Here is a 13,002-nt window from a genome sequence, read left to right as displayed (position 1 = left end):
TAAGCAGGACAAGGTTTACTGGAAGCACATGCTCCTAATGCTAATACACCTACCAATAATGCGATTGTTGCTAATTTTTTCATAGTTCAGATTTTATGCTGATCAAATATGTTTAATAATTCTTAAGATAGCAATTACTGCACCAGAAGATTGCAACCTCTTATTTCACTGTTATCAAATCTTCCGAGCACTTCGAGCTCTCCATTTTCATCAAATCTTCCCAAATCCTGAGTTTCAATAAAGGCACAGGAATGAAAATTTGCCAAATCCACCACGTTAATACCACCTTGTTTCCTATTCGACCAAGAAAGTGGATCATTGACATCTCTCAACATAACGCGCAGAGAAGTTGGTAAGGTATATTTTCCATTCCCTTTTGAATATGCCTGTGACATCATTTCGGTCATTCCATATTCTGAATGAATCTCTTTCACTTCAAAAAACTTTTTCAGGATTTCATGAACTTCTTCTCTGATCATCTCCTTTCTTCTCCCTTTCATCCCGCCAGTTTCCATCACAATCAAATTATCCATTTCAGGCATTGATTTTCCTGATTCAGCTAAATCCAGCAAAGCAAATGTGACCCCTAAAAGCAGCACTTTTCTATTTCCTTTGGCCAGAAATTCCAACTTTCTTAGAAGTTCATCTTGATCATATAGGTAAAAACCTGAGTGCTCTGATTCACTTTTTCTAATAAAATGATCAGCCATACTCACCAAGCTACTCCCCTTTCTTTCTAAATATGCTGGCAGTAAAGCCAAAACATGAAAATCTGTGAGTTTTCCAAATTCCTTTTCAAAAAGGCTTTGAGCATGTTCTAGATACCAGTTTTCTGACCAAAAATAATGTTTACTGGTAATCATACCAGTAGTCCCACTACTGGAGTAAAAACCTGGAAAATCCTTTTCTTCTCCACACACCACAGGAAAATCTTTAAAAAAACGAATCGGCAAAAACGGAATATCTTGGATAGATTTTACATCCTCAACTTTAATTTGTCGAGCTTCCACATATTTTTTATAGATTTCGTTGGCCGAAGCCTGGAATCGAAAAAGTTTTAATGCGAAGGATTCGAACTCCTCAGATTTTAAATCTATAATGGCATCTGAAAAACTTTTAAAATCCTGCATCGTTTTATATTTTGCGAAGTCCAATCGCTGGTATCAATCAATTTGGATGTAAATTTACTTTCACCCTATGCGTTTCAAAAACTATTCAGGAATATTCTTTTTGGCTCTTGTAAGTTTTTCCTGTGTGAACACACCGGATAATTTTCCAAGCACTCCTGAAATCAGCTTCTCTACGATCGAATATGTCCCAACATCTGGACCGGACTCATTGATTGTTTCTTTAGATTTCAAAGATGCTGAAGGGGATCTAGGATTAGGAGCGACTGAAACCAACCCGCCTTTTAATTCGGTAGAATATCAAAGAGATAATTTTGGAGAATTGATCACATACTCTAATAGACCTCCTCAAGCTCCAAGTTACAATCCGATCGATTGGGTGATTGATCCGATCATCAATAATGGAACTGTCAAAGACACCATCTGGGTCGTTCAAAACCCAAACCAATACAATATTTTCATCAAGTTTTTTGTAAAACGTAACGGTCAATACACGGAATTTAAATGGCAAGACCCTCCATTTTACACCACTTTCAACGGTCGTTTCCCAAGGATTTTAAATGATGAGGAAAATCAGGCCATTGAAGGAAACATCAAATACGCCATGCTTTCTTCCGGTTGGGAATCGATTTTCAGAACTGATACCCTTCGAGTTGAAGTACAGATTCAAGATCGGGCATTAAATAGAAGTAATGAAGTTACTAGCCCTGATGTCACTTTGAAAAATATTACCAGAAACTAAAAAAAACCTCTTTAAGAGGGTTTTCTTTTTATAAAGCAGGGAATGTTTTCGGATTGACTTCGTGCATGACTTGATAGACTTTTTCAACCACATCTTCAAGACTCGGTTTCGAGAAATAATCCCCATCTGATGAATATGCCGGTCTATGCGCTTTTGCAGAAATGGTCATCGGCTCAGAATCCAAATATCTAAAGACCTCTTGATTTTCAAGAACTTGCTGCAACATATAAGCAGAAGCTCCTCCAGGCACATCTTCATCAGCAAAAATCACCCGGTTTGTCTTCTTGATAGACTCTCCGATAATTCCATGTACGTCAAAAGGAAGCAAAGTTTGTGCATCGATAACCTCTACATCGATTCCTAGTTCCATCAATTCAGAAGCTGCTTCCATCACGATTCTACACATTGAACCATAAGTCACTACGGTAATGTCAGAGCCTTCGCGTAGAATATCTGGTTTACCAAGTGGAACAGTGAATTCACCCAAATTGGATGGTAATTTTTCTTTTAATCGATAGCCATTGAGACATTCGATTACTATCGCCGGCTCATCTGCTTTCAATAACGTGGCATACATCCCAGCAGCCTGCGTCATATCTCTCGGTACACAAAGAACCATCCCTCTTAGGGAAGAAAGAATCATTCCTATAGGTGAACCTGAATGCCAAACTCCTTCCAATCGATGTCCTCTTGTACGAATAATTAAAGGCGCTTTTTGACCACCTTTGGTTCTGTACTGAAGACATGCCAAGTCATCGGCAAGCATCTGAAGCCCATAAAGCAAATAATCTAAATACTGGATTTCAGCTACGGGCCTTAACCCTCTTAATGCAGTTCCTATTCCTTGACCAACGATAGTTGCTTCACGAATACCTGTGTCAGAGACTCTCAATTCACCATGCTTGGCCTGAAGACCGGCAAAAGCTTGATTAACGTCTCCGATTTTTCCAACATCTTCACCAAAAGCAAAGAATTTTGGATCGTGCTCCAGTGTATAGTCAAAAAACTTTTGGAGAATTTCTCTACCGTCAATCAAAGCCGATTTCTCATCAAACTCTGGCTTAATCTCATCAATATTTAAAACACCCCACTGAGATTCACTATACAAATGGCTATTGTATCGATCGTGATTTTTCTCAGATTGAATTCTATACCATTCTTTCAACTCTGACTTAGACTCATTTGAATCAAATCTAAGTGTCAACAATGCTTTTCTAACAGTAGAAATCACGTCTTTTCGAATCGGATTGATCGTACGAGACAGTTCTTCTGCCATTTGAGTCAAAATCACTTTTCTAGTGCTATGTTCAGCCGCATTTTTTATTAGCTGAATAGCTTCCTGAAGCTCTGTTTTGATATCATTTGAAAACTCAGACCAAGCAGTTTCTTTTTGCTTTTTGACATCTGCCTTCACCTCTGCTTCGATTTTATCCAAAGTCTCTGGTGTCGCGATTTCTGAGCTTAAAATGTATTCTCTGAATTTACTGATACAATCCCACTCTTTCTCCCACTTCAATCTCTCAGCGGATTTATATCGCTCATGGGACCCTGACGTAGAGTGTCCTTGTGGCTGCGTCATTTCCTCCACATGGATCAAAACAGGAATATGCTCTTCCCTAGCCAATTTTCCGGCTTGAAAAAATGCATTCATCAATCCCTCGTAATCCCATCCTTTTACTTTGATGATCTCAATTCCTTTTTCAGAATCTGATCTTTCAAAACCAGCTAAAGCTTCTGAAATGCTACCTTTGGTGGTATGAAATTCCTGAGGAACAGAAATACCATATCCATCATCCCAGATCGAGATAACCATAGGAACTTGCATTACTCCAGCAGCATTGATCGATTCGAAGAAAATGCCTTCCGAAGTAGAAGCATTTCCTATCGTACCCCAAGCCACTTCATTTCCCTGAATGGATAAATCAGTGAAATTCTTTAACCCTTTATTTTCCCTAAAAAGCTTAGAAGCATACGCCAAGCCAAGAAGTTTAGGCATTTGTGCTGCTGTCGGAGAAATATCCGCAGCAGAATTATACATTTTTGTTAGTTCTTTCCAGCTTCCATCCTCATTTAATGAACGGGTAGCAAAGTGGCCATTCATCAGTCTACCAGCACTGGCAGGTTCTGAATTCACATCAGTATGAGCATATAGCTGAGCAAAATATTGCTGAACAGTCAGCTCTCCGATCGCCATCATAAATGTCTGATCCCGATAATATCCGGATCTGAAATCACCGATTTGGAAAGCACGGGCCATAGCTATCTGGGCGAGTTCTTTTCCGTCACCGAAAATCCCAAATTTTGCTTTCCCCATAAACACCTCTTTCCTACCTACCAATGAGGCATGCCTACTGAGCATAGCCACACGAAAGTCAGCTAAAACTGCTTCTTTAGAAAAGTCAGGAGAGGATTGATTTTTGGGGATTGGTTGTACTTCTGCCATAAATGATTTATCTATAGTTATTTTGGGTCAGTTAGAGCTTTTAATAAGCATCTTCCAAAAATAGCCAATTCCAGTTTTTATACAAATTTATATATCATTATTTTTCAATCAAAAATTTGGAAGTGCTTCTTATTTCTATTGATAAAGCAAATATTATTCTGACTTTTTAAATTCAACAATTCAATAGTCTGAAAATCTTGGATTTAAACCGTTGATTGTTACGCTGGTATTTAATGAAAAAAAATTCCAAATTAAACTTGTTTAAAAATTGATTTTTAAAATTTTTAGGTTTTTAAAAAATATAAACGGAATTAAATTCTGATTTATGACTTTTTTCGAAATCATACCAAATACTATTTGCTATTAGCCTTTTCCATTTGCATTTGCTTAGTATCTTTGTAACACAAAGATAAATCCAAATCGATCAGTCATGATTATAGGTGTTCCAAAGGAAATTAAAAACAACGAGAATCGAGTAGCCCTTACCCCTGCAGGTGCGAAAGAATTGGTCAAGAGAGGCCATCAAGTTTATGTTCAACATACCGCTGGTGAAGGCTCCGGTTTTTCTGATGATGCGTATGCTGAAGCAGGTGCTACGATCCTTCCTACTATCGAAGCGACTTACGAGATCGCAGAGATGATTATGAAGGTAAAAGAGCCTATTGAGCCTGAATATAAATTGATCAAAGAAAATCAATTGTTGTTTACCTATTTCCACTTTGCATCATATGAGCCATTGACCAAAGCAATGGTAGAAAGCAAATCTGTTTGTTTGGCTTACGAAACTGTGGAGAAAGCAGATCGAAGCCTTCCTCTTTTGGTGCCTATGTCTGAAGTAGCAGGTAGAATGGCTGTACAAAAAGGAGCTAATTACCTAGAGAAGCCTTTGCAAGGAAAAGGTATCCTTCTAGGTGGCGTACCAGGTGTACTTCCAGCTAAAGTTTTGATTTTAGGTGGTGGTATTGTAGGTACTCAAGCTGCTTGGATGGCTGCAGGACTTGGTGCTGACGTCACAATCATGGACGTATCTCTTCCTAGAATGAGATACTTGGCAGATGTGATGCCAGCAAACGTGAAGACCATGATGTCTAACGAATACAACGTGAGAAAAATGATCAAAAACCACGACTTGATCATCGGAGCAGTTTTGATCCCAGGAGCAAAAGCACCTCATTTGATCACTCGTGATATGCTGAAAGAAATGCAACCAGGAACAGTACTGGTAGACGTAGCAGTGGATCAAGGTGGATGTATCGAAACTTGTAAGCCAACAACTCACCAGGATCCTACATTTATCATCGACGACGTCGTTCATTATTGCGTGGCAAACATGCCAGGAGCAGTTCCTTATACTTCTACCCTAGCATTGACTAACGCTACTCTTCCATATGCAATCCAGTTGGCAGACAAAGGCTGGAAAAGAGCAGCTCAGGAAAACCCTGAATTGGTTCCTGGACTTAACGTAATCAATGGAGACATTGTGTACCAAGCTGTGGCTGAAGCTTTTGGAATGGATTATACTCCAGTGGTAAAATATCTTGCTGATTAATAGTTAATCAAAAATTTCTTAAATCCCTCCTGTGCAAACAAGAGGGATTTTTTTTACCCAAAAATTAAATGGAGGCAAAAAATCCCCAATTATATCCCATACCTACTCAATAGAATTCTAAGGAAATGGCTTAAAACGATCCCAGTGCAGATGGCATGAATTTGAATGATAAATGATTGAAAATTAACCAGTAATCAATTAATATAATGGAACCCCAGCTCAAATCCGCAGAAAAAATCACTAATAATTCAGAACGTGGACTTCTGCTCGATACACTTTTTCAGGGATTTTTAATTTTACTTCCCCTGACCATCGTACTTATTCTTCTTTCTTTTGTATTCAACTTCATATTCAAAATCGTCGCACCGATCAGTTTGATGTTAGACCCAGGCACTGATGAACCTCACTGGTCGATCAACTTTCTTTCCATCGGGATTTTGGTTCTTTTTATCTTCATTATCGGAGCGCTCATCAGAAATAAAGTCGGGAAAAGCTATTTCTCAAAATTCGAGGAAAAGTATCTTACCAAAGTCCCCTTATATAGCCTAATCCACCAGACTGTCTACCAATTTGTTGGCTTAAAAAAACTCCCCTTTTCCGAAGTGGTTTTAATAGATCCTTACAACACAGGTACGATGATGACTGGTTTTATCACCGATCAAGTGAATGAAGATTTGTATACCGTTTTCGTTCCCACGGCACCAAACCCCACCAACGGAAATATTTATCATGTCCCTAAAAGCTCGATCAAATTTTTAAGCGTTAATACTCAAGATGCAATGAGAACGATTATGGGAATGGGAACAGGAACATGTGATTTGATTTCATCCGCTGGAGAAAGCTTTGTAAGCAATTGCTCTGAAGAATCTAAAAAGCAATTAAATCCAGAAATGGAAACAGAATAATCTAAATTTATCCATATCCTCTTTCTTACCAGTGCTCAAAGAAAAAAGTGTTTGTAGTATCTTTCAAAGTGCTGTCGACAGTGGACTTTCGTCAGTGGACGATTATCCGCGACTTTCTAAACTCGATCTTTAACTACTGGCTCCAATGCGGATAATCATTTAAATTTATTTCGACAATGGAATGGTCATCGTCATTCCTGCGGGCGTGAAAGAAACTTGTTCAAAAAAAGCCGGTAATTCTTTCGCATGAGTTACATGAAACGTATACATCAATGCATCAAAAGTTAATAGAAAAGCTCCCTGAAGAATGATGGATTTCCCAAACCCAACAAACTTATCTTTACTGATTCGCTGACCGCGTTCTTTCAGGTACATCCCTCCTGCCATATAGGCCAGATCGAGTCCTGCATTTAGCAATAAAATCTTCTCAATTTTCCCCTGTGCCAGCATGGATTCCAGTAAGTCATTACTTGGAACTTCTTTCGTAGCCTGCCAATATCCTAATCCTGCAATCAGCAAATTCACCGAATTCCAGTACAAATTCATCTGGTGAAAGGCTTTTGTTTGACCAGTGGAATTTCTGGCTCCAGCAGCACCCCAAACCATATTTCCAATAGCCCACGAGCCAAGGATTACCATCCCTGTTTTGTTGTACTCAATTCGCTTTTCATTGAAGGAATCCAAACCGGGAATTTCCTGTCCAAAAATATCAATCGGACTAATTAGCAAGAATAAAAAAAAGAGGACAGCGAATGGTGGGATTTTCATAACTACAGAACTCATTTAAAAAGAAAGTGTTTTGAATCAAAATCGAATGGAAAGCGGATTCTGTCTAGAACCACTGATTCAACCCATATAGGTATAAATCAGCATTCTAATACCAAAACCAATCAGTAAGAACCCTACAGCTTTGTTCATCCAAGCCATAATTTTTGGCGTCACTAAATGAGCTAACTGTTTGGCAATAAAAGCTTTGATCAAATCAATTGAGAATACAGTTGCCAATATCCCTGTATAGTAAGCCAAAATATCCAGACTTGTAAAAGCTTCCTTGGTTTGAACCAGACTGGCAATGGAAATCCAGAAAAGTAAAACAAAAGGGTTGATTCCATTGATACTAAACCCTTTTAAAAACGCTGATCGTTTCTTGCCAACTGGAACTGTAATCCCTCCTGAATTTGGTCGCATCACTTTCTTACTGAGCAAAGAAGAAACCCCAAAACCGATTAAAATCACTCCACCCACATAACCTAAGACTTCCTCAAAGTAAGTGGCTTCAGCCAAAAATTTAATTCCTACATAAGTGATCAGGACATAAAAGGTATCACTGCTCAAAATCCCAAGAGCCAAGACAGAAGCATAGCGAAATCCATACGTAAGGCTACTTTGGATCAGTGTAAAAAACACCGGGCCAACCATCGCAGATAGCAAAAGCCCCATGCTAATCCCTTCTATCAAGGCAGAACTCATTCAGTGATTCCCTTTTCTTTCAAAAATTCCTGCCATAAAGTAGACTTCTCCCCTTTCAAAACCCTTGGAAACTTATTTTGGCCACCTTCTTTTCCTTGCTCTTTCATCCAATCATAAAATAGAGAAGAAGGCAATAAAGTCACTTTCACTTCCTTAAGAGCATGATTTCGCTCTACTGCATAATCATCATTCAACTCTTTTAAATGGATATCCAAAGCCTTTTTAAAAGCCTCAGGAGAAACCTCATCACTTGTGCCTATGTACCAGTGATGTCCAAAAAGATTATCATGTGGAACTCCCAACACCGTAAACTCACGAACATTTACATTCAATTCCTCAGATGCCAACTCAATCGCTTTATTCATATTATCCACGGACAAATGCTCTCCACAAAGGCTCAAATAATGCTTGGTACGGCCAGTAATGATGATTTCTGATTCTTCTTTGGAAACAAACCGGATGACATCCCCAATCAGATACCTCCAAGCTCCGGCGCAGGTGCTGATCAAAATCGCATAATCTTTTCCTTCCTCTACTTCGTCGATTTTCAGTGTTTCGGCAGTATCCCTGATATTACCATCCTCATCAAAATTGGCATCGGTAAACAGGACAAACTCATGGAAAATCCCATTATTCAAAACCAATCTCATGGATTTCCGATTTGGCAAAGCCTGAAATGCCAAAAAGCCCTCAGATGCCAGGTAGGTCTCAATGTAAATGATTGGCTTCCCAAGAAGTTTTTCAAAGCCCTTTTTATAGGGTTCAAAAGAAACTCCCCCATGCACAAAAATCTGTAGGTTTGGCCAAATATCATGGATGCTTTCCAGGTTGTATTCCTCGATGATTTTTTCCAACAAAATCTGCAGCCAGGCCGGCACACCAACTATGATTCCGATATCCCATTTAGGAGCTTTTTTGACAATCATATCCAGTTTATCTCCCCAGTTTTTGTTTCTGGAAATTGCCTTTCCTGGCTTGTAAAATCGCTGAAACCAAATCGGCAATCTTCCTGCTGTTATCCCGCTTAAATCTCCTGAAAAATACGTTCCGTTAAACTCCAGATCGGTACTTCCCCCCAGCATCAAAATCCCTTTGGTAAAAAGGGAATCAGGCAAATCATATTTAGAAAGGGATAGAATCTGCCGCACACCGGTTTTCCGGATTGCTTTGACCATATCCACTGTGATGGGAATATATTTGGAAGTCGCTCCCGAAGTCCCACTACTCAAGGCAAAATACCTGACTTCTCCCGGCCAGGTCACATCTCTTTTTCCTTCCTGCAATAAATGCCACCACTCTTCATGGATTTTATTGTAATCGTAGATAGGAACTTGAGCTTTGTAGCGATCATAAAATTCATGATTGCCAAGTTTGAAGCCTCTTAGGATTGCAGAAAAATCATATTTGCTAGCAATTTGAGTGCGACTCGCCTTGATTAAAAGCTTTCTGAGAGTATCCTTTTGGATTTCAAGAGGTTGAGAGTATTCTTGCTCCAGACTCTCTCGTAATCGGATGCCTCTTTTTAGTAAAGTACTGATGATCGCCATATCTTTGTTTTAGGCCTAAGCCAAAAAGTAACGTATAAAAATAGAAAATGGACATTAAAGCCAATCTCGAACAGGTAAAAAAAACATTTAAAAACCCAGATTGTCTCTTGGTAGCAGTAAGCAAAACCAAACCATTGGAAGATTTGAAAGCTGCTTATGCCTGCGGAATACGGGATTTTGGGGAAAATAAGGTTCAGGAAATACAGGCCAAACAACCTGAAATGCCAGCAGATACCCGATGGCATATGATCGGTCACCTGCAAAGCAACAAGGTAAAATACATCGCTCCCTTTGTTCATTTGATTCATGGAGTTGATTCTTTCAAGCTTCTCAAAGAAATCAACAAGCAGGGTAAAAAGATCGATCGGATTATTCCTGTTTTACTTCAAATCCATATTGCCGAGGAAGAAAGCAAATTTGGTTTTGATGAAGCGGAAGTTTTGGAGATGTTGGGGAATGAGGATTTCAAAGCATTAACTCATGTCTCTATCCAAGGCCTGATGGGAATGGCCACCTTTACAGAAAATGAAACTCAGATCAGAAAGGAGTTCAAAGGCTTAAAAGCTCTATTTGAAAACCTGAAATCAAAAGATCTTCCTGCATTTGTCCAATTGAAAGAACTATCCATGGGAATGAGTGGAGATTATTTGATCGCACAGGAAGAAGGCAGCACCATGGTGCGGATCGGCTCCGCAATCTTTGGAAGCAGGAATTGAGGGATGTTAGATGTATGATGTATGATGTACGGTATTAAAAATATTTTCGGTAAACAAAAAATCAATAGCCCGTGGTTTTAACCGCGGGTATTTAGAAATAGCAAACATCAACCCCGGGTAATTTGAATTGGCCCGGGGTTTCAACCCCAGGCAAAATGAAATCGATCGTATTTAACATCAAACCTCAAACAATGTATAATGAATCACCAATTGACACTATAAATCTATGAACGGGAGACAATTGATCATGCTGGCTGCTCTTTCCGGAGCTTTTGCTGTAGGAATCGGTGCATTTGGCGCACATGGATTGGAAGAGGTATTGAATAAAACCGGTAGAACAGACACCTTCGAGACCGGAGTCAAATACCATTTTTACCATACCTTGGCATTGGGATTGATCGGAATAATCCGCCTAGTTCGTCCAAAATGGAAAAGCCTCCAGTTCTCAGCTTGGTGCATGCTTTTGGGAATTCTGATTTTCCCTGGCTCTTTGTATATCCTATCACTCACCGGGGTGACATGGTGGGGAGCAGTTACACCTTTGGGAGGAGTCTTCTTTATTTTGGGTTGGTTGGGCCTTTTTTATTCCGCATTAAGAAATGATCAAATTGTCGTCGATTAAAACCCACTTTCTCTCCTTTCTACTAATTGGATTCTCTTTTTTTCCAGCCTTTGCGCAGCTAAACAGAGATCAATATCAAAGACTCGATCAGGCAGTCGGGGATCAAAGTTTTTTCGCCAATCACCTTTCCGGATTTGAATTATATGACTTGGATAGTCAAATCGTGGTATATGAAAGAAATTCTGAACAGCGTTTTATTCCTGCCTCGACTACAAAGCTACTCACGCTCTTCTCCAGCTTAGTCATTTTAAATGATTCGACTCAGACTTTGCGATATACCACGGAGGGAGACACAATTCATATTTGGGGTTCGGGCGAACCTAGCTGGAAATACAAGGAACTTTACCAACCTGATTTCGCACGCTTTCTTTCCCCCTATCAAACCGTTGTTTTCTCGGATGCAAATCTCGATGCTCCGGCATTTGGATACGGTTGGCAATGGGATGATTATTATTACAATTATTCCGCCGAACGGAGCTCTTTGCCGATTTATGGCAACCTTCTTCAGGTAAAGAAAAGCGGTAACAGACCGATTGTCTATCCAGCCAGATTCCAGACTGCAGTTTATACGACCAATCGAAGTATCCGTGAATTGGAGCGGGATTTTCACTCTAACAAATTCTTTTACAATCCTAACAACTTCCGAGCTTCAGAGGAATTTATACCCTTTATCACCAGTCCTGAATTATTCACCGAACTGGCATCAGAAGCGACCGGAAAAAACTGGATTTACCAACCTGATAGCTTGCCGGCAATCCACCAGGAATGGCGAGGCGCACCTTTGGCACTGATCTTAAAAGAAATGATGCTGGAAAGCGATAATTTCTTGGCCGAGCAATTAATGTTGATGGTTTCAGACCGGCTTTTTCAGCGGCTGGATACAGAAAGAGCCATCGAATACATGCTTAAAACCTATTTGTTTGACTTGCCTGACAAACCTCAATGGGTGGATGGCTCAGGACTCAGCCGTCATAATCTGATGACTCCGAGAAGCATGGTGGCACTCTTTGAGAAAATCTACCGAATGATGCCAGATCAGGAGCTCTATGACATCCTTCCAACAGGCGGGGTTTCTGGGACGATTAAAAACAGTTACCAAGCTCAAACTCCTTATATTTTTGCCAAGACAGGCACCATGAGCAATAACCACAGCCTGGTAGGTTTGGTCAAAACAAAATCTGGGAAACTATACTGTTTCGCTTTTATGAATTCCAATTATCCTTACAAAGCCTCCGAAGTCCGCCGGGAAATGGAAAAAGTAATGGTGCTGGTAAGGGATATGTTGTGAGGTGGGATGTAGGACTTTTTTTGACCGTCATTGCGAGGAGGAGGAACGACGACGTGGCAATCTTTTGATTTTAACCGTCATTGCGAGACGAGGAACGAGGCGAAGCAATCCCGTTATATGAATCCCTATATGTTTTTAACCGCAAAGCCCACAAAGCCTCCCGCGAAGGCGCAAAGGTGCAACGATTCAACCCATCCTTAATGCTAAGCACCAAAGGTGCGAACAGTAACAACCCAGCATCAGCGTAGCTCAATGCTGGGTAAAAAGATCTTCTAATAGCTCAGAGTGCCAAAGGCACGACCAGTAAGAAAAGGTTTTACCAATAACCTTTGAGGTTTTTTTCTAACCTCGAAGGTTTTCTTTTTTAACCGTCATTGCGAGACGAGGAACGAGGCGAAGCAATCCCGTTATATGAATCACTATATGTTTTTAACCGCAAAGCCCACAAAGCCTCCCGCGAAGGCGCAAAGGCGCAACGATTCAACCCATCCTTAATGCTAAGCACCAAAGGTGCGAACTGTATCAACCCAGCATCAGCGCAGCGCAATGCTGGGTGAAAAGATCTTCTAATAGCTCAGAGTGCCAAAGGCACG

General features: G+C 40.0%; 11 protein-coding genes. 6 read left to right on the top strand and 5 right to left on the bottom strand.

Going from position 1 to position 13,002, the window contains the following annotated elements; translation table 11 throughout:
* Positions 1-134: 134 nt before the first annotated feature.
* Entirely contained in the window at positions 135-1,130 is a 996-nt protein-coding gene (locus FHS59_RS06010) for an acyl transferase (RefSeq protein ID WP_184493949.1), read from the bottom strand.
* Positions 1,131-1,197: 67 nt separating this feature from the next.
* Between FHS59_RS06010 and FHS59_RS06005 the strand changes: the two genes are divergently transcribed.
* On the top strand, positions 1,198-1,869 hold the full coding sequence (locus tag FHS59_RS06005; protein ID WP_184493947.1) for a hypothetical protein: 672 nt from the start codon (positions 1,198-1,200) through the stop codon (positions 1,867-1,869).
* 28 nt (positions 1,870-1,897) lie between these two features.
* On the opposite strand, the gene FHS59_RS06000 is transcribed toward FHS59_RS06005, so the two are convergent.
* Positions 1,898-4,312: an alpha-ketoacid dehydrogenase subunit alpha/beta gene (locus FHS59_RS06000; RefSeq protein ID WP_184493945.1), complete on the bottom strand. Its 2,415-nt coding sequence runs from the start codon at positions 4,310-4,312 to the stop codon at positions 1,898-1,900.
* Positions 4,313-4,742: 430 nt separating this feature from the next.
* On the opposite strand from FHS59_RS06000, the gene ald reads away from it, so the two are divergent.
* Positions 4,743-5,861: an alanine dehydrogenase gene (gene ald, locus FHS59_RS05995; RefSeq protein WP_184493943.1), complete on the top strand. Its 1,119-nt coding sequence runs from the start codon at positions 4,743-4,745 to the stop codon at positions 5,859-5,861.
* A gap of 206 nt (positions 5,862-6,067) precedes the next feature.
* Positions 6,068-6,766: a DUF502 domain-containing protein gene (locus FHS59_RS05990; RefSeq protein ID WP_184493941.1), complete on the top strand. Its 699-nt coding sequence runs from the start codon at positions 6,068-6,070 to the stop codon at positions 6,764-6,766.
* Positions 6,767-6,931: 165 nt separating this feature from the next.
* Here FHS59_RS05990 and FHS59_RS05985 read toward each other — a convergent pair whose 3' ends face one another.
* From FHS59_RS05985 to FHS59_RS05975, 3 genes are all read right to left on the bottom strand, one after another.
* Positions 6,932-7,549, bottom strand: a complete 618-nt coding sequence (locus tag FHS59_RS05985; protein WP_184493939.1) for a DUF6992 family protein — start codon at positions 7,547-7,549, stop codon at positions 6,932-6,934.
* A 63-nt stretch (positions 7,550-7,612) separates the two neighbouring features.
* Positions 7,613-8,236, bottom strand: coding sequence for a LysE family translocator (locus tag FHS59_RS05980; RefSeq protein ID WP_184493937.1), 624 nt, complete (start codon positions 8,234-8,236; stop codon positions 7,613-7,615).
* On the bottom strand, positions 8,233-9,783 hold the full coding sequence (locus tag FHS59_RS05975) for a GH3 family domain-containing protein (RefSeq protein ID WP_184493935.1): 1,551 nt from the start codon (positions 9,781-9,783) through the stop codon (positions 8,233-8,235). Before FHS59_RS05975 ends, FHS59_RS05980 begins: the two co-directional genes overlap by 4 nt.
* A gap of 47 nt (positions 9,784-9,830) precedes the next feature.
* Between FHS59_RS05975 and FHS59_RS05970 the strand changes: the two genes are divergently transcribed.
* The 3 genes from FHS59_RS05970 to FHS59_RS05960 all read left to right on the top strand — a co-directional run bounded on the left by FHS59_RS05970 (position 9,831) and on the right by FHS59_RS05960 (position 12,409).
* Positions 9,831-10,499, top strand: a complete 669-nt coding sequence (locus FHS59_RS05970) for a YggS family pyridoxal phosphate-dependent enzyme (protein WP_184493933.1) — start codon at positions 9,831-9,833, stop codon at positions 10,497-10,499.
* A 226-nt stretch (positions 10,500-10,725) separates the two neighbouring features.
* Positions 10,726-11,121 carry a DUF423 domain-containing protein gene (locus FHS59_RS05965; protein ID WP_184493931.1) on the top strand — a complete coding sequence of 132 codons (396 nt, stop codon included), beginning with the start codon at positions 10,726-10,728 and terminating at the stop codon, positions 11,119-11,121.
* A complete protein-coding gene (locus tag FHS59_RS05960; RefSeq protein ID WP_184493929.1) occupies positions 11,099-12,409 on the top strand; it encodes a D-alanyl-D-alanine carboxypeptidase/D-alanyl-D-alanine-endopeptidase in 1,311 nt (436 codons plus the stop codon). Before FHS59_RS05965 ends, FHS59_RS05960 begins: the two co-directional genes overlap by 23 nt.
* Positions 12,410-13,002: the final 593 nt, after the last annotated feature.

Source organism: Algoriphagus iocasae, assembly GCF_014206875.1.
In the GTDB taxonomy this organism is placed as follows: domain Bacteria; phylum Bacteroidota; class Bacteroidia; order Cytophagales; family Cyclobacteriaceae; genus Algoriphagus; species Algoriphagus iocasae.
This window is presented reverse-complemented; position numbering and strand designations above follow the sequence as displayed.